Below are 20,032 nucleotides of genomic sequence, written 5' to 3'. Positions count from 1 at the left end.
AATTTTAGCGAATTATGTTTTAAATCCCAAAAATTGCTTTCGAATTTTCAGTTGTTATTTGAGCAATTTCGGTTTCAGAAATTCCGTAAATCTGTGATAATTTATCAATTACGTTTACTAAATAACTACTTTCATTTCTTTTGCCCCTAAAAGGAACAGGAGCCAGATAAGGCGCATCCGTTTCTAAAACGATGTGTTTTAAATCAATTTTATTCAAAAACTGATCGATTTTTCCATTTTTAAAAGTCACTACACCACCAATCCCCAATTTCATATTATAAGACAAAGCCTGCAAAGCTTGTTCGTATGTCCCCGAAAAACAATGAAAAATTCCAAATAAGTCATCTGCTTTTTCTTCTTCCAAAACCGCAAAAACTTCGTCAAAAGCTTCACGACAATGGATCACAATTGGCAATTGGTATTGTTTTGCCAATTGGATTTGCTTTTTAAAAGCCAGTTGTTGTTCTTTCAAATGGGTTTTGTCCCAATACAAGTCAATCCCAATTTCGCCAATAGCATAGAATTTTCTTTTTTGTAATTCTGTTTCTACAAACTGTAATTCGTCCAGATAATTATCCTTAATATGGGTTGGATGCACACCAGTCATTAAAAAAACATTTTCTGGATATTTTTGTTCCAAATCATACATTGCAGCCGTATAAGCCGAATCGATGGCTGGAATAAAAAAACGAGTCACACCAGCCGCTAAGGCGCGTTGCATCATTTCGTCTCTGTCTTCATTAAAATCTTCGCTGTATAAATGCGTGTGGGTATCGGTAATTATGGGTTTTGCTTCCAATGTTGCTGTTTTAAGGATGCAAAATTGCAAAGTTTTTTAAAATTTAAACACAAAAGACACAAAAGTTTTATTTTAATCCCATTAAAAACCAAAGACACAAAGTATAAAATCTTTGTGTCTTTGGTTTTCCTTTGTTTCTTATGTGTTTAAAAACTTAATCCAATTTATCCAACAATTCCTGAACCTGATTGTAATTTTCATAATCAGCAGGAATTGTCAATAGGATTTCCTGACAGCCTTTATAATCTTTTTGTTTTAATTTGGCTAAAGCCAAACTCCAAATAGCTTTGTTTTTATAAATAGAATTACCTGATTTTATTTCGTTAAAAACTACTTCTGCTTTTTCAATTTGGTCGTTTTCTAATAAGGAAATCCCATAAAAATACTGAATCTCTGCCGTTTTATTTTCTTTTAAAACAGACTCAAAAAGCGGAATAGCGGTTTTATAATCCTTAGCATTAAAAGCTATTTCAGCTTGTTTTAAATTCGCAACCTCATCTCCCCTTTCGGTTAAATAAGCGTTTTCGTATTGATTGTAATCCTCAAAACTAGGTTTGGAAGGATTAAACAAAAACAATCCCAATAACAAAACCACTGATGCCGCAACTAAATACGCCCAAGGTTTCAACGAAATCACTTTAGTATTTTTAGGCTTAAAATGTTCGTTAGAAATTCTTTTTAAATTTGCTTCAAATGTATCTCTATCAACTGCAAAATCAAATTTTGTTTCTAACTGTAATTGTACTTCTTTGAAAGTTTCAAATTCAGAAGCCAATTCAGGATTCTCCAAAAGTTGGTTTTCAAAATCCAATCGGGCCTCGTCTGACAATTCGTCCTGAAGATATTGATCGAATAATATGTATTTGTCCTCGTTCATGACTTCTATTTTTTTAATGATTTAAAACGACTACTTTCCTGAATCCACTGCGTCAATTGACCAGTACAAAGCGATTTTTTCTTTCGAACATAACCATAAGTTACATTCAGTTTTTCGGCTACTTCTTCCATTGATTTCAAAGTAAAACTCCACTTTAAAACTTCTTGGCATTTTTCACCTAATCGCTGAAACATGGTATCAAAAAGCTGTTGCTTTTCTTCAAACACCTCTGTTTGTGCCACCATTTCTTCTGTGAGTTCATTAACAGATGTAAAATCATCGGAAATTGTTACCCCTTTATTAGCCGATTTTTTGAGTTCGTTCAACCATTTTCTTTTGCACAACAAAAAAAAGTAGGCATCAAAAGGACAGGTCAATTGCAATTGCTTGGCTTTAGCCTGATTGAACAACAAAATCATGATATCCTGAATTACATCTTGCGCCTGATCTTCATCGCCCGAATTGTTTCTGATATAAGAAACCACCTTGGGAACAAACTTCTTATAAATGGACTGGATTATCGCCGAATCGTTATTCGCCAATCCTTCTATTAAATATTGATCAGGATGCAATAGATTTTTGGACATAGAAAAAATTTTAACTGCTAATGTAAAAAAGAATCTGAAATAAAAACGGATTTCATAGGTAACAATTATAAAATCAAATGGATATAAGACTAATAGCAGAAGAATAATTTCAATTTAGAAACTATGAAAAATAAAGCACACAGTACTAAAAACTTTTCTAAAAAGCTTTCGAATAAAATAAAAGCCGGTTTTAAAATAACCGAATACAACACCAAATTACCCTATGTGGTTTTGACAAAAGAACAAAAAAACATCAACCACAATGTACACTTGGTACTTTTTTGCCTCACCATCGGGATTTGGTCTTTGGTCTGGATTTATGTGACACTAACTCATACTCCTAAAAAAGAAATCCTTATAGCCATTGACGAAGATGGAAATGTTTTTGAAGAAAAATGTTTGCTCAACTAATTGAAAACAGGGTAACACTTTTAATACCTAATTGATATAGCAGTATAAACAAGGAAAATCATTTTAATCATAATTAAAAATCAAGAAATCATGAAAGCAATTAAAACCTTATTATTTTGTTTTACAGCCGCATCAATTATTAGTTGCGACAATGACAACGACCCAACAAATAACGTATGTGATACCGGCTACGTTTCTACCTTAATTACAAATGCTTTTTCTACAGCAAATGGTTATGACGATATGGAAACCATGGATTTAGAAACCCATGAATACACCATTCAAATTAATGCTGACGGAGAAATTTGTAGTGTGGGGTATCAAAATCCTTCAACCTATACAGGCGGTTATACCATGACGATAACTAATACAACCTCTAACACTTCCTATTCCGGAGTCCATACTTTTTCACAAACAGCACTAGATTATCAATCCATTACTCCTGTACTAGTGAATAACGGAGATATTATCAATGTAAAAAGAACCATCCTTCCCGGCTATACCCTGTTAAATCAAACTATTGGCCGATTGCTAAGACCCTCTAATTATAATGACGTTCCGTATCCAATTACTCAGGGAAATGTAGTGTTTTTAAGTTCTAACTTTTACGGCACAGGCGGACCTATTCCTGATTTTGCTCAACCCTATATTGCATTGGGTTTTAAAGTAAATTAAAAATAGGGGTAACAATTTGAAACAAATATTTATATACCAATAGAAACCCGAAGTTTTAAAAATATTTTAAAAACAGGGGTAACAAATTAAAACAAGAATTGATATAACAACAGAGTCAGAAACACAGAAAAAAAATTTAAAAAAAATCAAATACCGGGGTAACAATTTAACAACCTAATTGATATAACGGTATAAAACAAGTAAAATCATTTTAACCATAATTAAAATCAAGAAATCATGAAAAATCTTAAAACCATCGGAATTTTATTTTTAGCAGCCATTTCATTAATAAGCTGTAACAACGACGACAACGAACAAATGCCAGCAACAGCAGCAGAATTTGCAAACGTAAGACAAGCTGCCTTAGACAAAATGGTACAAGAATTTACCATCACAGCCGAAGACGGTGCTACCACACTAACATCCGAAAACGGAGTAAAAATTACCTTAAACGGAAATTGTTTGACTAAAGACGGAAATCCTGTAACTGGAGATGTGAAAATTGAATTCGTAGAAATCTTCAATAAAGGAAATATGTTGGTAACTAACAAACCAACTATGGGAATTATGCCTGATGGAAAACGAAACTTATTAATCTCAGGAGGAGAATTCTTCATCAAAGCCACTCAAAACGGAAAAGAATTAGCCACAACCTGCAACATCAGCTTACAAGTTCCTACTGATTTAACTGGTGGAGTTGACAACACTATGACTTTATGGAACGGAATCATTGACGACGAAGGAAACCTTGCTTGGGAAGATGCTCGTAAAGCCGATGGAAATGGAAAAGGCGGTGTAGAAGCTGGACAAAACAGCTACTATGTAAGTTTTGGAAACTTTGGATGGACTAACGTTGACCGTTTCTATAGCGACCCAAGACCTAAAACAACTATCCTTGCCGATGCTCCGGAAGGATATGACAACACAAACAGTTCTATCTACTTGTCTTATGATGGCGAAGGAACTAACGCTTTAGCAAAATTAGATACTTATACTGCCGAAGGATTATTCAGCGAACACTACGGTCAAATTCCAATTGGTTTAGCTTGTCACGTGATTTTTGTAACCGAAGACAATGGAATGTGGAGATATGCTATCAAAGGTGTAACTGTTCAAGCTAATGATGTTTACACTTTCACAATGGGAGAAACCACTGTAGGAACCGAAGCTCAATTAATTGCCGCAATCAATGCGATTCAATAAAGAACTCCAAATTTAATTTCTGAAAAAAGTGGTGATTTACTCATCACTTTTTTCTATTTTTAAAAGATTTTAACCGTTAACCAACCAAGAATTAGTAGCTTATTCCTGCTGTTCGCTGTATCTTTTATGTCTTAAAGAAAGCCATAAAAGGATGCCGCTGCCATCAGGGCTAAAACCAGATTTGATTATGAAATACTATCTATCTTTTCTCTGTCTTCTTTGTTCTTTCCTCTTGTTTTCACAAAAAAAAGTCAAAGACACCATAACCCGAAGAGCTGCTATCACTTATAATCAAAATGGTAACAGCGTTTCATACAAACCCGAAACACCACCATTAATTCCTATTGCAGGCGCACCTAAACCTAGTTTTTCTTATTTATGGGAATTTGGCGATGGTGCTTACAGCAAACAAGCCGAACCCAAACACACCTATAAAAACAAAGGAACTTACACCACCCGATTAACCGTAACCAATAATTATGACAACGGAAAACCTCCAGCAACCCGTCCCAAAAAAGTGGTTATTAATGAAATCACAGATAAAAATTTTAACGAAATCGCATCAGTTGCAGACCAAAATGGTTTTACCTTACAAAAAAATTGCGACCCTATTCCTAATCAGGAAATGGAAGTCATTCTGAGTTATCAAAACCTAGAAAATTATGTTGCCAATGGTAAAATCTATCTGTTTTATAACGAAACACAATTCAAAGACAATAACTTCGAATTGACTGATTTCCGAACCTATGCAGGCGAAAGAGAAGTCAAAGAAAACACTTTTGCTGTCAGCAACGACATTAATCAATCCAATTTATATTTGGCGTCAACCAACAATTATTTGCCCATTAACAAATACGAAAACACCACTACCGAAGAAGACTTAGAGGCTACACTTGCCGAAGCACATAAAACCTTTAAAAAAGTCTCTATCTTAGAATTTGACGACGCTAATCCGCAGGAAACACGCAATGTTTTTTATACGTTCAAAACTACACCTGAAATGCTAAAAGACACCAGCGCCACCATCACCATGCGTGGTATTTATGTTCCCAACCGCAGTTACAAAAACCATAAAATAAAAAACCTGGAAATGGAAATTGTAACTTCTCATGACCCTAACAAAATGGGGTCTAATGGAAGCTTTATGAATTACAGATTCGTTCGTTATAAAAGAGTGAATTTCAAAACCCGTTTTCAAAACAACGGCGAAGGTCCCGCCCGAATGATTCGCTTAGAAACCGATATTCCGGATATGTTTGACAAAAAAACATTCCAAATTGAAGACATGTACCCCAAATGTCCCATTTGTCCGAAAGACGAAATTCCAACCACAAGTTGTTTAGACACAATAATTAAGCAAAAGCAAATCTTCTTTACTTTCAAAAACATTTATTTGCCTGGAAGCGAACAAAAAAATGTAAAAGAAAAAGACAGTACTAAAGGCTTTGTAAAATACTCGATGAAATTCAACAAGGATTTTCATAAAGTAAATACTAAAAGCAGAACAGCTATTATTTTCGATAAAAACGAACCTATTATCACTAACTACGCCACAACCCGATTCCTACCCGGAATTTCGATTGGTGCTAAAGCAGGTTATAACTATTATCCAAACTTAGATAAATCAACCAGCTATTTTGTGGGTGCTACCATTTCGCCATACAAATCCTATCGTTTCTATTGGCAAGCGGAATTAATCAATAGCAAACATGATTTTAATTCAGAAACTACCGTTAGCAATAGTATAATCTCTTCTGCCAATGGCGTTCGTCAAGCCACCAGAACTACTTCTACGACAAGTTATTCTAATTTCAACAACGAAATTCCTTTACTTATCCGCTACAACATCAACAATTACATCGGAATTGGAGCGGGAGTACAAGCCAATATCAATGCTTCGCAAAAAGAAGAACGCTATACCAAGATAGAGACTTTTGAAACAGAAAAACCAGATACAAACATCATTGACACCCAAGAAAACAGTGAGACCACCAGCAAGACATTTACCAATTTCAAATCAGGTTTATTATTCGATTTAACAGTCGGAGCCGCTCGGATTGGGCCAAGTTTAGGTGTGCGATATGTGATGAATTTCAAAGAAAATTTCAACTATTTCCAAATATATGGAATATGGAAGTTTTAGTTTCATTTTTTAAACCACATAAGTCACAAAAGTTTCTTTTACTTAAATATTAATTATGATGGAGTTAACAAAAAGCTATTTAAAAAATTTGACCTATGAAATCAATGGTGCAGCAATTGAAGTTCACAAAGAACTTGGCCCCGGATTATTAGAAAGTGTCTATCATAAATGTTTAAAAAAAGAATTATCAAATAGAAAGATTTCTTTCCAATCTGAATTTTCTGTTCCATTAAATTTCAAAGGTCTAGATCTTGAAACCGATTTAAGATGTGATTTACTCATTGAAAACTGTTTGGTTGTTGAACTAAAAGCAATCGAAAGTCTTGCTCCTATTCATCATGCACAAATACTAACTTATATGAAATTATTAAAAACACCAAAAGGCATTTTATATAACTTTCATTGCGTAAATTTATTTAATGAAGGTCAAAAAACTTTTGTAAACGAATATTTTAGAAATTTACCAGAATAACTTTGTGACTTTGCAAATCTTATATGTCTTATGTGTTTAAAAAAATATTTTATCTTTCTCCTAATAACTCAAGTCTCTCTTGCACAAAACATTACTTTAGAAGATAAAATCTACGATGCCATTGATCATTTTGTAGCTAATCCAACTGAAGAAAAATTACACGACCTCAGTATTACCGAAAATGCTTTTTGGAAAAATCCAAAACCTAAAACAAAACCGGAACTCCTGGCGATTGTTATTTTAAATTGCAACAAAGCCTATTACGAAAACCAATTCAATCGTACTCAAGATGCAATTAACAGTTACGAAAATGCCTGGAAAATACACAAAAAATATAATCTCAGCAATTATGACATTGTAGAGTTTTGCTTAAAACCATTAGGAAATTTGTACAGTATTATTGGTGATTACGACAATGCCGAAAACACCATCAAACAGTATTATTATATTGCGAACCAAGAAAAAAATCAAGAGAAAAAAATAGCTGCGATACTTAATTTATCGAATGTGTACCAAAACTCGGGCAAGATTGATTTGGCTATTGACTTACTGGAAAAAACCATCCGAAGCGAGAAATTATCTAAAACCCAAAAAGGGATTTTGTTGAATAATTTGGGGAACAGCTATGTTTTGTTTTATAGAAAACCAACTCCGCCTACTCCGCCAATTAGAGAACATTTTTTCGAAAATCTTGAAGATAAATATCTTGATGCCATCAAATTATTACAATCGGATAAAACCCAAACAGAAACGCTGGCTAATTGTTATCGAAATTTAGCATCACTTAATGCGCAATGGCAAAAGTTTGAATTGGCTAATTCTTATTTCGAAAAGGCCAAAAACTATTTCTATGCCACGCCCAATCTTTCTACCCGCAAAATAGCGCAATTCAAATATGAGGAAGCTTCTTTGTTGTTTCAACAACAAAAACTAAAGGAATCTACTGCCGCCATTACTGCTGTATTCAAATTATTAATTCCGAATTATTCTGGTAAAAATAATTCTTTACCGGAACAAAATTCACTTTATACGGAGACAACTTTATTAGATGCTTTAGATTTACAAGCAGCTATTTTCAGCAAACAAAACCAACCCAAAAAAGCACTAGAAAGCTATTATTTGGCATTCCACATAGAAGAATTGTTTGCTAGTTTAATGGTGTATGAAAACTCTAAAATCATCAATCAAACCCGAGTAAGAAACCGCACCGAAAAATGCATTGCTATTTATGATTTGTTGTACCAAAAAGAGCAAAAACAAAGTTATATTGAAGCCGCTTTTCGATTAGCGGAGCAAAGCAAATCGGGTGTTTTAAAAAGTTATTTATCCCAAAATAAAACCGCTTCAAGAAAAGAAAAACTCCACATCGAACAATTGCAAAACTGGAGCAATGTTATCCTGAAAGAACAACAAAAAGGAGAATCGGCAGACATTGCCAAAATAAATGAAGCCATCGAAAAGCAAAATGGATTGATGCTTTCGCTAAAAAAAATTCGTACTGAAAACACCGCTTCCGAAAAACAAACTATCGACTTGAAAGCTTTGTTTGAAAAATTAGAAAAAGACAAAGCCATGATGATTGAGTATTTTTCTGGATATGAAAAAATGTATTTTTTCACCTTGGCTAACAAAAAAATATCTTTAAACCAATTGAGTAATAATGCACATACTTCTGTAAAAATTCTCCAATTTATTGACTATTTCAATAATCCAAATGCTATCATAAACAACATCAAAAGCTATAATCATTATGGAAAAATAGCCTATGATGTTTTGCGTTTACCCCAAAAAACCAATTATAAAAACTGGATAATTGTCCCTGACGGAATTTTAAACTTCCTTCCTTTTGAAGCCTTAATCACTCAAGAATCGAACACTACTAATTTTGCTCAAATGCATTATTTATTGAATGATTACAACATAGGTTATGAGAATTCAGCTCAGTTTTATTTGTCTTTCGACCCAAATAAAAAAAAGCAGGACAAAACAGTTTTAGGCATTTTCCCTGTTTTCGAAAACACAGCTTTCACTTTATCTTATTCTAAAAACGAAATGAATTCGATTCAAAAAAAATTCGAAGGAAAGTATTATAAAAATGCCGAAGCTACTTTCGATAATTTTAAAAACAATGCGGCTAATTATTCTATTTTGCATTTATCCACGCACGCTTCATCGGGAGACATTGACACACCAGCAAGCATTAAATTTTACGATCAGGAAATCTTGTATTCCGAATTGTATCAACTAAATATCAATCCAGATTTAGTAGTATTAAGCGCCTGCGAAACGGGTATTGGCAAACTCTTTAAAGCCGAAGGAGCCATGAGTATTGCCCGCGGATTTCAATTTGCAGGAGCACAAAACTTATTATTTTCGCTGTGGAAAGTCAATGATTACACCACTTCGGTTTTTATGGATTCTTTTTACCACAACATAAAAAAAGGTCAATCTTATTTAGAGGCTAATGCTAATGCCAAACGTGATTTTTTGAAAAACCCAACTATTTCAAATGCTAAAAAATCTCCTTATTACTGGAGTGCTTTTGTCTATTATGGTGATTTAGAAAAAAACAAAGCTCCATTTAATTATATTTATATTATTTTGGGAATTGTACTCGCAATTGCATTAATTTGGCTGTTTATCCGATTTAAAAAATGAAAAACCTGCACGAAATCCTTAAAAAGGAAAAATATAAAAAAGTAAAATTCAAAATTACCAGGACGCAACATTTACTGATAAAAGCCAAGATCAATGGCATTAGAGGCAACTTCATTTTAGATACTGGAGCCTCTAACAGCTGTGTAGGTTTTGAACATATTGCTTTATTTAATTTAAATGCCGAAGACTCAATAACCAAAGCCTCGGGTGCAGGAGCAACAGGAATGCTTACTCAGACCGCTTCAGAAAACAAATTACAGTTAGGTTCCTGGAAAAATCACAGTTTTGATTTGGTTATTTTTGATTTATCTCATGTCAATGAAGCCTTGACAGCCTACAAATCAAAAACTGTTGACGGTATCATTGGTGCTGATGTATTATTGAAGGGAAAAGCAATCATCGATTATTATAATAATTATTTATATTTACGCTAAGCAAACCAAAACATTATGACCAAAAACTACTATAAAGCAGCCTGCGTAGCACTGGGATTTCTTTTATTTTCTTGTTCCAATGAAGATACTACTAACGAAATCCAATCAGGGACAACTACAGAAGAATCCGGCTCCAGCACAATTGATATGTCAAAACCACCTACATCAAAGACACCTACAAGCAGTATAACAACTTGGGACTTTAATGATTTAAACGAATGGGATGATGCCACTCAGGTAGGTGTTCCTAATTACTATCTTGACAATGGAAGTTTACGCATGTTTACCAATGCAAACACCTGGGACAGAACTAAGGTAAAATCGGCAGCCACTTATACTTCAGGAACTTATTCTTGGCGTGTTTATGTACCCACAATGGGAGTTGGCGATTGCGCTAGCATCGGTGCTTTTTTGTATACTGATGATACGCACGAACTTGATTTTGAAATAGGTTATGGGAAAGAAAGCGCTCGTCAAGAATTAAATGCAGCGGCTGACGATCTTATTGTTTATTTCACTTCGCAAGCGAATCCCTATCATTCATTTCAAACTAAAATTAAAAGAGATAATTGGTACACACTTACCATCAATTTAGCTTTAAACGCTAAGAAAAAATATGTAGCTACTTGGAAAATTAACGATGTAGTGATGACTTCTAAAACGCTAAATTATGGAACACAATCTAAATTTAAGATTTTTTGTAGTGTCGAAAACCTCAGTTTCATAGGCGATCATATTCCTACGATTCAAAATTACGCCTTATTTGATTGGGTCACATTTAAATAAAATAAACAAGCTTTCTTTTTGTTCTAAAGAGAAGGCTTTTTCATTTACCATCCGAGCCAAATCATTCCAATTCCGCACACTAAGATTATAGAACCGCTAATTAACTCAATAAATTTTTCAAATCCTTTATAGTTGATGGAATTAGCACCAAAAAAACCAATTAAAACCATGGATAGCATGGTTAAAACAGTTGCTAACGTGTAGACTATAATCAGCATTCCAACCTCAGTTAAGGAATAATCAATAGCGGGATAAATAATAAGTGGAATCATGGGTTCACTTGGACCAGATGCAAAAATGAAGAACATTACCCAAGGCGTTACTTTAAAACGTTGGTTTGGTGCTACCGTTTGTCCATGTTGGTGTTCAAAAACATAAATCTCTCCTTCTTCCGAAGTATCAAAATGTTTGTGAATTTTATTTTTATTCATATTATAAAGGGCGTACAATACATAGCCTAATCCAAAAAGAAACAACATCCAGGAAGCAAATCCACCACGAATAGATTCTATGTTAAAAGTTTTGGCTAAGGTCCAGCCTAAAACTATTCCCACAACCCCTAATAATACGGAACTTAGAACATGAGCCAGCCCACATAAGGAAGTCCAAAGTATTGTTTTCTTTAAGCTCCATTTTTTAGAACGCGATAAAACAATAAACGGTAAATAATGATCCGGCCCACTAAAAGTATGCAAGGCACTTATAGAAATTACCGTTAAGCAAAGTATATTAAAATCCATTTTGTTTGATTATTTTAGTCATTTCTCTCATCCAGGACAATAGTTTTTCGGCTCTGTCATGCAAAATTTTAACAACCAAGCCATTTGTTGGCGTTTCTGAAATTCCGAACACACAATTTTTATCCTCTAAATAAGTGTCTAATTGCTTCTTTAAGTTCTTTACATCGCAAGATTCGTTCAAAAAAACCAAACTCAACTGATGTGTAAAACCTTCATATTGTCCTAAATTCATCGGATTAGATTCCGATGGTTTTAAATATAAATTTTCAAAAAACACCAACTTATTGTCCTGATAAATTTTTGTCACCGATTGAAACTGCTTGAATTCAAAAACTTCTTCTTTTAGTTTTCTTCCACAAGTAAAAATTTCACCCCAAAGTACCGAAGCATTTTTTTCTAAATAAATCGTATTGCTACTCTTAAAACTAGAACCTTTATGAGGTACACAAGGATGTGGCAAATAGCATAAAAAAGAGTTGGTTTTCAAGGTCACATTTGTTTCTTGAAAAGCGCTCTTTTCCATGGTAAACAAGCGTTGAAAAGATTGAGTAGTAAACTCCATTTGACTATTTTCATGCAAAGTAAAATCAAAATACAATTCATCCTCGTCCAAAACTCCAGGTGAAGAACTCATCAAAATAAGTTCCAACAAGGGATTTTTTTTGTCTTCACGAATGTCAACTACTTTAAACGGGGTATTAAAAAAAGCCGATTTCAATTGGGTTAAGCCATTTTTTACTTCAGCTTCTATGCTTACTTTTGAAATCATCTAACTAAATTAGGTTCGTTTACAGCTTCTAACAAGGCGTATTTTTGAATCCAACCAATCACATCATACAAGCCTTCTTTTTTCATTAAATTGGTAAAAACAAAAGGTTTTCCTGTTCTCATTTTTCGGGCATCGCGTTCCATTACACCTAAATCTGCATTAACATAAGGAGCTAAATCAATCTTATTAATCATCAACAAATCGCTACGTGTGATTCCTGGACCACCTTTTCTTGGGATTTTATCTCCTTCGGCAACATCAATTACAAAGATGGTTAAGTCCGCTAAATCAGGACTAAAAGTCGCCGATAGATTATCGCCTCCACTTTCGATAAAAACCAATTCGATATCTGGAAATCGTTCTATCAATTCATCCACTGCTTCAAGGTTCATACTGGCGTCTTCGCGAATAGCAGTATGAGGACAACCTCCTGTTTCCACGCCTATAATTCTATCCGCTGGCAATAAACTGTTTTTTGTTAAAAAGTCGGCATCTTCCTGTGTATAAATATCATTGGTAATTACACCTAGTGAATATTTAGAGGCTAATTCGCGCGTTAAAGCTTCAATCAAAGCTGTTTTTCCTGAACCTACTGGTCCAGCAATTCCTATTTTTATATAATTTCTTTCCATTTTTTATTTTTAAGACATATACAATCTGGAGTATAAATTTTCATGTTCCATAGCCCGAATGTCAAATGCAGTAGCACTCATCCCTAATACTTCAAGATTGGGCTGTAGTGCTTTTTGAGTCAATTTTTCTAAAACAGGTAATAATTCAAACAGCATTATTTGTCCGGAATCCTGACTCAAAGGGATTAATTTGACAGCATTGGTGATGTAACCAATGGTTGTATTATAAAAGAATCCTTCTAAAGCTTCTTGTTTTTCTATTTTTAATTCGTGTGCATATATAGCATATAAAATACAATAATGTCCATAAATACTTTTGTTTTTTAGTGCCAATTTTAATTCTTGGGTTAATTCGGTTTCAATTAAAGGATTGAAAATTTTCGTTAACCGAATTCCAAGTTTCTGACTAGCGGTTCTAATTTCTTTGGGTAATTTTGACGCATGACACAAACCATCAAGTTCTATAATTTTGTCCCAATCTTGTTGCTCGCAAGCATCGTAAACCAAACTAATAAAAGAAGCTTCATTAGGCAAAATACTATGAGTCAATATTTCGGTCAAAAAAACTCGTACACTTTCTACCGATTTTACTATTTCTTTTTGAGTATAGGTTTCCAATCCATAAGAATGTGAAAATCCCCCAATAGGCAAAGTAGGATCAGAAAGATGCAATAAATGCAGCAATGAACTTTTCATTATTTTTGGGTTAGATTCATAATTTTCGAAAACAAAGTACCACTTTCTCCATGTGGCGCCACTGAAGTTCTTAAAGGAGTTAACAACTGTCTTGTTTGCTCATAGACTTCAAATCCCATAGCAGAAAGCTGCCTGAAAAGTGGTTTTTCCAAAGGTACTAATAGGGCTTCTTCTTCATAAAACAACGGCAAATGTTTGTTTCCTATTTCATAACAAATAGAGGCCGTTTCAAAATTATTTTTGGGAATAATAACCAAGCAATCACAAGGAAGAATATTCACTACGTAATTCTTATCTCCTTCCTGACTTAAGATTTCTCCTTGTTCTAAATTAGGATTTTCGTTTAAAAATTTCAATCGGAAATCTTTACCATCTCTTGCTGTTTTATGTTGGATACGCTTATTGGTTTCAAACCATTCAAAATCAATTAAGATTTCAGTTCTCGGTTTAAGACAAAGCGATTCGGCTTGAATTTTAGTGGTAATAATCATTTAAAATAAAAAATATCTTTGCGCCATTGGTACTTCTTTCAAAGGTTCGCAAGTTATGTGCTCTCCATCTACTCTTACTTGATAATTCTCTGGATTGACTTCTATATTTGGGGTTTTATCATTGTGAATTAAATCTTTCTTTCCAATGTTTCGGCAATTTTCTACCGGAAGGATAATTTTGTTTAATTCGTATTTTTCAATCGTTTTGTTTTCAATCGAAATTTTGGAAACAAAAGTAACACAGGTTTTATGCAAAGCTTTTCCATAAGCCCCAAACATAGGACGGTACATTACAGGTTGCGGGGTAGGAATAGAAGCATTAGGATCTCCCATTCGTCCTGCGATAATCATTCCACCTTTGATAATCAATTCGGGTTTTACGCCAAACATAGCTGGTTTCCACAACACTAAATCGGCTAGTTTTCCAGGTTCAATAGAACCTACATGTTTTGAAATTCCGTGAGAAATAGCAGGATTTATCGTGTATTTGGCAATATATCTTTTTACTCTAAAGTTGTCATTTTTATTGGCTTCATCTTCGGGTAAAAAGCCTCTTTGGATTTTCATTTTATGAGCGGTTTGCCAAGTTCTGATTACAACTTCACTCACCCTTCCCATGGCTTGTGAATCACTACTCATCATACTAAAGATACCTAAATCGTGTAAAATATCTTCGGCAGCAATAGTTTCTGGACGAATTCTAGAATCAGCAAAAGATACATCCTCAGGCACGGATTTGTCCAAGTGATGACAAACCATCAACATATCTAAATGTTCGTCAATAGTATTAATAGTAAAAGGACGCGTTGGATTAGTACTGGATGGCAAAACATTTGGATACATGGCTGCCTTAATAATATCAGGTGCATGACCTCCTCCTGCTCCTTCGGTATGGAAAGTATGAATTACTCTGCCATCAATTGCTTTCACAGTATCTTCCAGAAAACCACTTTCGTTAAGTGTATCCGTATGGATAGCAACCTGAATATCGTATTTATCAGCAATAGTTAAGGAAGCATCAATAGTAGCCGGAGTAGCTCCCCAGTCTTCGTGAATTTTTAATCCTAAAGCTCCTGCTTCAATTTGTTCTACAAGTGGATCCAATGTAGAACAGTTTCCTTTTCCAAAAAAGCCTAAGTTCATTGGAAAAGCTTCTGCACTTTCGAGCATTTTTTGAATATTCCAAGCTCCCGGAGTTACCGTTGTAGCATTGGTTCCATCAGCTGGACCTGTTCCGCCACCAATCATAGTGGTCACTCCACTATATAAAGCGTGGTCTATTTGTTGCGGACAAATAAAATGAATATGCGTATCAATTCCTCCAGCGGTAACAATTAATCCTGCTCCCGAATGCACTTCGGTTGAGGCACCAATAATCATATTTTCGGTAATGCCATCCATAGTGTCTGGATTTCCTGCTTTTCCAACGGCAACAATTTTTCCGTCTTTAATACCAATGTCACCTTTCACAATTCCCCAATGGTCAATAATCATGGCATTGGTAATTACAAAATCAAGCACTCCTTCATCTCTGGTGGCTCTAGCGGATTGTGCCATTCCATCGCGAATGGTTTTTCCTCCACCAAATTTAGCTTCTTCCCCATAAACCGAAAAATCTTTTTCAATCTCGATAAACAATTCTGTATCAGCCAATCGTATTTTGTCACCAACTGTTGGCCCAAACATATTGGCATATTTTATTCTATTTATTTCTATACTCATCGCATATTATGGTTTTAGAAATTCGTTTAATTTTTCCTGAATGCTTTCTTTGTCTAAAATATTGACATTTGAATCTATCAAATTATTGAATCCATAAATAGTTTTATCACCACTTATTTCAACTAACTCCACTTCTTTTTCTTCTCCTGGCTCAAAACGCACCGCAGTTCCTGATGCAATATTCAATCGCATTCCAAGAGTTTTCATTCGATCAAAATCCATTTTTTTATTGACTTCAAAAAAATGAAAATGAGAACCAATTTGAATCGGACGATCTCCAGTATTGGTTACTTCAATAGCAACGGTTCGCTTACCAACATTAATTTGAATAGGTTCCTCTTTTAAAATATATTCTCCTGGTATCATTTGATTGGATTATGAACGGTTACTAATTTAGTTCCATCTGGAAAGGTAGCCTCAATTTGGATATCGTGTATCATTTCAGGAACTCCTTCCATTACATCTTCTCTACTCAGAATTGTTGTTCCATAATGCATGAGTTCGGCAACCGTTTTTCCATCTCTAACTGCTTCTAAAAGTTCCGAACTAATTAGAGCAATTGCTTCTGGGTAATTTAACTTAAGACCTCTTTTTCTTCTTTTATGGGCGACTTCTCCAGCAGTATGCAAGAGTAATTTTTCTATTTCCTTAGGAGTTAGGTGCATGGTATCTTATTTGAACTTATTATTACAAAAATATCATTATTTTTTATTGAAATCCGAATCTATAACGGAACATTTTAAATAAAACACCCTAAAATGCCTATTTCTTAAAAAATCAATTTTAAAAAGAAAATACAAAAAAAATAGGGGTATTAAATCTAAAATATAATAATTCTTACATGATACCCCCTATTTTTTAGGGGGTCTTACAAAAATAATCATAATTTTGTCTCAGTAGAAACCAAAAATAAAAATAAAGCATTATGAAAAAAATCATCTTAGCACTTACAACTTTAGCATTATTTGCATCATGCAAAAAAACAACCTCTACTGAAGGTAAAGAAGACGGCGAAACAGTAAAAGTAGGAGTTTTACATTCTTTATCAGGCACAATGGCTATCTCCGAAACAGATTGCAAAAATGCTACTCTTTTAGCTATTGAAGAAATAAATGCCGCTGGTGGGGTTTTAGGTAAAAAAATCGAACCTATTGTAGAAGATGGCGCATCTGACTGGCCAACATTTACTGAAAAAGCAACTAAATTAATTGACCAAGATAATGTAAAAGCAGTTTTTGGATGTTGGACTTCCTCAAGTAGAAAAGCGGTTTTACCTGTTTTTGAATCTAAAAACAACTTATTATTCTACCCAGTACAATATGAAGGAATGGAAGCTTCCAAAAACGTAATTTATACTGGAGCAGCACCTAACCAACAAATCCTTCCAGCTGTTGACTACTTAATTAAAGAAGGAAAGAAAAAATTCTTCTTGGTCGGTTCTGATTACGTTTTCCCAAGAACAGCCAATAAAATCATCAAAGCCAAATTAAAATTAGAAGGTTACGAAGTGGTAGGTGAAGAATATGCTCCACTAGGCCATACTGATTTCACATCTATTGTTCAAAAAATAAAAAGTTCTGGTGCTGATGCCGTATTAAATACCATAAACGGAGACAGCAACATTGGTTTCTTTAAACAAATGAAATCTAACGGATTAGTTGCTCCAGCAGTAACTTGTATGTCATTCTCTATTGCAGAAGTAGAATTGAAAGGAATTGGAATTGACATTATGAAAGATCAATTGACTGCCTGGAATTACTTTATGAGCATGAAAGGTGAAGCTAACGAAAAATTCATCAAAGCATACCAAGCAAAATACGGTGCTGACAAAGTTACTGATGATCCAATTGAGGCAGCATATTTTGGAGTATATATTTGGGCCGAAGCAGTTAAAAAAGCAAATTCATTTGAACCAGCAGATGTACAAAAAGCAATTGGAGGTGTTAGTTTTGACGCTCCAGAAGGAAAAGTTTCAATTGACCCAGTAACAAATCACACTATTAAAAACTTTATGATTGGTAAAGCCAATGATAAAGGACAATTTGATATCATGTACCAATCTCCAGAAATGATTAAAGCCGATCCATTCCCGAGTATTGCTACCAACAAAAAAGTAATTGCTCCAGGAAACATCCAATAACCAAAACCATTTTATAACAATCCCAAATAATAGCCATTTATGAAAAAAATTTTATTGACACTCGTTGCTCTTTTATGCACATCCGTTTTTTTTGCCCAAGATAAAGGAGAATTTGACTTCACAGCTTCCCTACACAATCAATGGTATTGGAGAGGTTATGCAGTAGGACCAGACCCAATAATTGCTGCTCAGGCTAGTTTTAAATACAAAGGACTTGAAGTAGGTACCTGGAACGGATATGGCTTAGCAGGAATTTGGAAAGACGTTGATACCTATATTTCTTATAGTAAAGGCGGGTTTACAATTTCCTTATGGGATGTGTTTAATTACAGTGACTATACAGCCTCCCCAGGTTATGCTGCATACGGAAATCATACACAAGCCAATTATTTTCACTTAGGAAAAGGAACAAGACACTTTTTAGACTTATCTATTGGATATGCAGTTCCAAAAACAAATCTGAAATTATTCCTTGCTACTATAGTTGGAGGAAGAGATAGAAATAGCGATGGATCTCAAACCTATTCTACTTATTTTAAAACCTCTTACGACTTTAGCATGGACAACAACGTAACTGTTACTCCTTATATCTCTTATGGTTTTGCACTAAACAGTGATAATGGCGCCACTTTTTGGCAATGGACAGACAAAGCCGTTGCAGATGCTAAAGACGCAGGATTCAATGAAATTGGAATTAGCATTAGCAAACCAATTAAAATTACCGACAGCTATAGCATCAAAGCAAGCGCAGGTGCAGTTGCCAGCCCAATAAACCATACAATGACAGGTTTACTAGGCGTTACCTTATTTTAAAAATTAATTTTCAGCTTATAGATTACATGAGTGTTAATTAATTCATGTAATCTATTTGCATTTTATACAAAAAAAGTCATGGGAGAATTTCTACCATTTTTATTTAACGGATTAAGTATAAGTTCCATACTTCTACTTACAGCAATTGGATTGAGTATTGTTTTTGGAATGATGGGAGTCATCAATTTCGCACATGGCGAATTTATAATGATAGGCTGTTACAGCACTTACATTGTAAGCTTAGTAATGGGTGGCGAAGGTACATGGCTCACCTTAATAATAGCATTTTTCCTTTCGTTTATACTTTCATTTGGAATCGGATTTCTGGTCGAAAAATTCATTATAAAACGATTATATACCCGACCCTTAGACAGCATTCTCGCTACTTGGGGTGTTAGTTTAATTTTACAACAAGTTGCACGAAACATTTTTGGTTCCAATAATGTGAATGCTCCTATGCCTAAAATTCTCAATAACGGATGGAAAATTTCAGAAGACATTACTTTACCCTACAATAGAATTTTAATTATTTTGATTTCTATTTTGGTTTGTCTTTTTGTCTATTATTTCATGTATAAAACTCCAAAAGGAAGGATTCTACAATCGGTAATGCAAAACCGCCCTATGGCTGCCTGCATTGGTATCAATACAAAAAAAGCAGATTCATTTACTTTTTCATTTGGTTGTGGTCTGGCTGGAATTGCTGGAATTTGCATTTCAATGTTAGGGTCAATTGGCCCATCAACAGGTCAAAATTACATTATCGATACCTTTTTGGTAGTTATTTTAGGAGGAATTGGAGGTTTAAGAGGTTCTATTTTGGGAGCCTTATTAATTGGAATTAGCAGTCCATTTATAGAAAGTTTCACTACATCAAGTATGGCAAAAGTGATTATTTTATGTTTGGTTCTTGTTACCTTACAATACAAACCTCAAGGCTTATCCCCTATGAAGGACAGAACTATTGATTAATCTTTTGAATTA

At 34.2% G+C, this 20,032-nt stretch carries 22 protein-coding genes; 11 read left to right on the top strand and 11 right to left on the bottom strand.

Annotation, left to right across the window (positions count from 1 at the left end; all coding sequences use genetic code 11):
* Positions 1 to 19: 19 nt before the first annotated feature.
* The 3 genes from AC4FRF_RS16510 to AC4FRF_RS16500 form a co-directional block, all read right to left on the bottom strand.
* Positions 20 to 799, bottom strand: coding sequence for a TatD family hydrolase (locus AC4FRF_RS16510; RefSeq protein ID WP_491161226.1), 780 nt, complete (start codon positions 797 to 799; stop codon positions 20 to 22).
* Between the two features lie 154 nt (positions 800 to 953).
* On the bottom strand, positions 954 to 1,676 hold the full coding sequence (locus AC4FRF_RS16505; RefSeq protein ID WP_491161224.1) for a tetratricopeptide repeat protein: 723 nt from the start codon (positions 1,674 to 1,676) through the stop codon (positions 954 to 956).
* Positions 1,677 to 1,681: 5 nt separating this feature from the next.
* A complete protein-coding gene (locus AC4FRF_RS16500; RefSeq protein ID WP_491161222.1) occupies positions 1,682 to 2,263 on the bottom strand; it encodes an RNA polymerase sigma factor in 582 nt (193 codons plus the stop codon).
* Positions 2,264 to 2,386: 123 nt separating this feature from the next.
* On the opposite strand from AC4FRF_RS16500, the gene AC4FRF_RS16495 reads away from it, so the two are divergent.
* From AC4FRF_RS16495 to AC4FRF_RS16460, 8 genes are all read left to right on the top strand, one after another.
* Positions 2,387 to 2,674, top strand: coding sequence for a DUF8108 domain-containing protein (locus AC4FRF_RS16495; protein WP_439227650.1), 288 nt, complete (start codon positions 2,387 to 2,389; stop codon positions 2,672 to 2,674).
* A 90-nt stretch (positions 2,675 to 2,764) separates the two neighbouring features.
* Positions 2,765 to 3,349 carry a hypothetical protein gene (locus tag AC4FRF_RS16490; protein ID WP_491161220.1) on the top strand — a complete coding sequence of 195 codons (585 nt, stop codon included), beginning with the start codon at positions 2,765 to 2,767 and terminating at the stop codon, positions 3,347 to 3,349.
* A gap of 237 nt (positions 3,350 to 3,586) precedes the next feature.
* The gene (locus tag AC4FRF_RS16485; RefSeq protein WP_491161218.1) at positions 3,587 to 4,552 is read left to right on the top strand and encodes a hypothetical protein; all 966 of its coding nucleotides are present in this window, start codon (positions 3,587 to 3,589) and stop codon (positions 4,550 to 4,552) included.
* A gap of 187 nt (positions 4,553 to 4,739) precedes the next feature.
* Positions 4,740 to 6,695, top strand: coding sequence for a DUF7849 domain-containing protein (locus AC4FRF_RS16480; RefSeq protein WP_491161216.1), 1,956 nt, complete (start codon positions 4,740 to 4,742; stop codon positions 6,693 to 6,695).
* A gap of 55 nt (positions 6,696 to 6,750) precedes the next feature.
* Positions 6,751 to 7,167 (top strand): GxxExxY protein, encoded by a 417-nt coding sequence (locus AC4FRF_RS16475; protein WP_491161214.1) that lies wholly within the window; start codon positions 6,751 to 6,753, stop codon positions 7,165 to 7,167.
* 30 nt (positions 7,168 to 7,197) lie between these two features.
* A complete protein-coding gene (locus tag AC4FRF_RS16470) occupies positions 7,198 to 9,825 on the top strand; it encodes a CHAT domain-containing protein (RefSeq protein WP_491161212.1) in 2,628 nt (875 codons plus the stop codon).
* A complete protein-coding gene (locus AC4FRF_RS16465; protein ID WP_491161210.1) occupies positions 9,822 to 10,259 on the top strand; it encodes a retropepsin-like aspartic protease in 438 nt (145 codons plus the stop codon). Before AC4FRF_RS16470 ends, AC4FRF_RS16465 begins: the two co-directional genes overlap by 4 nt.
* Positions 10,260 to 10,274: 15 nt before the next feature.
* Positions 10,275 to 11,045: a LamG domain-containing protein gene (locus AC4FRF_RS16460; RefSeq protein ID WP_491161209.1), complete on the top strand. Its 771-nt coding sequence runs from the start codon at positions 10,275 to 10,277 to the stop codon at positions 11,043 to 11,045.
* 44 nt (positions 11,046 to 11,089) lie between these two features.
* On the opposite strand, the gene AC4FRF_RS16455 is transcribed toward AC4FRF_RS16460, so the two are convergent.
* The 8 genes from AC4FRF_RS16455 to ureA are packed head-to-tail and all read right to left on the bottom strand — an operon-like array spanning position 11,090 to position 16,760.
* Positions 11,090 to 11,785, bottom strand: coding sequence for a hypothetical protein (locus tag AC4FRF_RS16455; RefSeq protein ID WP_491161207.1), 696 nt, complete (start codon positions 11,783 to 11,785; stop codon positions 11,090 to 11,092).
* Positions 11,775 to 12,554, bottom strand: a complete 780-nt coding sequence (locus AC4FRF_RS16450; protein ID WP_491161205.1) for an urease accessory protein UreD — start codon at positions 12,552 to 12,554, stop codon at positions 11,775 to 11,777. The genes AC4FRF_RS16455 and AC4FRF_RS16450 overlap by 11 nt, the downstream gene beginning before the upstream one ends.
* Positions 12,551 to 13,186, bottom strand: a complete 636-nt coding sequence (gene ureG / locus AC4FRF_RS16445) for an urease accessory protein UreG (RefSeq protein ID WP_491161203.1) — start codon at positions 13,184 to 13,186, stop codon at positions 12,551 to 12,553. The genes AC4FRF_RS16450 and ureG overlap by 4 nt, the downstream gene beginning before the upstream one ends.
* A gap of 9 nt (positions 13,187 to 13,195) precedes the next feature.
* Positions 13,196 to 13,882: an urease accessory protein UreF gene (locus AC4FRF_RS16440; RefSeq protein ID WP_491161201.1), complete on the bottom strand. Its 687-nt coding sequence runs from the start codon at positions 13,880 to 13,882 to the stop codon at positions 13,196 to 13,198.
* The gene (locus AC4FRF_RS16435; RefSeq protein ID WP_491161199.1) at positions 13,882 to 14,373 is read right to left on the bottom strand and encodes an urease accessory protein UreE; all 492 of its coding nucleotides are present in this window, start codon (positions 14,371 to 14,373) and stop codon (positions 13,882 to 13,884) included. The genes AC4FRF_RS16440 and AC4FRF_RS16435 overlap by 1 nt, the downstream gene beginning before the upstream one ends.
* Complete coding sequence (ureC, locus tag AC4FRF_RS16430; protein ID WP_491161197.1) at positions 14,374 to 16,095, bottom strand: urease subunit alpha; 1,722 nt, start codon at positions 16,093 to 16,095, stop codon at positions 14,374 to 14,376.
* A gap of 6 nt (positions 16,096 to 16,101) precedes the next feature.
* Positions 16,102 to 16,461 carry an urease subunit beta gene (gene ureB / locus AC4FRF_RS16425; RefSeq protein WP_491161195.1) on the bottom strand — a complete coding sequence of 120 codons (360 nt, stop codon included), beginning with the start codon at positions 16,459 to 16,461 and terminating at the stop codon, positions 16,102 to 16,104.
* The gene (gene ureA / locus AC4FRF_RS16420; protein ID WP_491161193.1) at positions 16,458 to 16,760 is read right to left on the bottom strand and encodes an urease subunit gamma; all 303 of its coding nucleotides are present in this window, start codon (positions 16,758 to 16,760) and stop codon (positions 16,458 to 16,460) included. Before ureA ends, ureB begins: the two co-directional genes overlap by 4 nt.
* A 260-nt stretch (positions 16,761 to 17,020) precedes the next feature.
* On the opposite strand from ureA, the gene urtA reads away from it, so the two are divergent.
* The 3 genes from urtA (at position 17,021) to urtB (ending at position 20,020) form a co-directional block, all read left to right on the top strand.
* Entirely contained in the window at positions 17,021 to 18,235 is a 1,215-nt protein-coding gene (gene urtA, locus AC4FRF_RS16415; protein WP_491161191.1) for an urea ABC transporter substrate-binding protein, read from the top strand.
* Positions 18,236 to 18,274: 39 nt separating this feature from the next.
* Positions 18,275 to 19,048 carry a hypothetical protein gene (locus AC4FRF_RS16410; protein ID WP_491161189.1) on the top strand — a complete coding sequence of 258 codons (774 nt, stop codon included), beginning with the start codon at positions 18,275 to 18,277 and terminating at the stop codon, positions 19,046 to 19,048.
* 78 nt (positions 19,049 to 19,126) lie between these two features.
* Complete coding sequence (gene urtB / locus AC4FRF_RS16405; RefSeq protein WP_491161187.1) at positions 19,127 to 20,020, top strand: urea ABC transporter permease subunit UrtB; 894 nt, start codon at positions 19,127 to 19,129, stop codon at positions 20,018 to 20,020.
* The last annotated feature ends 12 nt before the right edge of the window (positions 20,021 to 20,032 follow it).

The organism is Flavobacterium sp. ST-158 (genome assembly GCF_058309975.1).
This window is presented reverse-complemented; position numbering and strand designations above follow the sequence as displayed.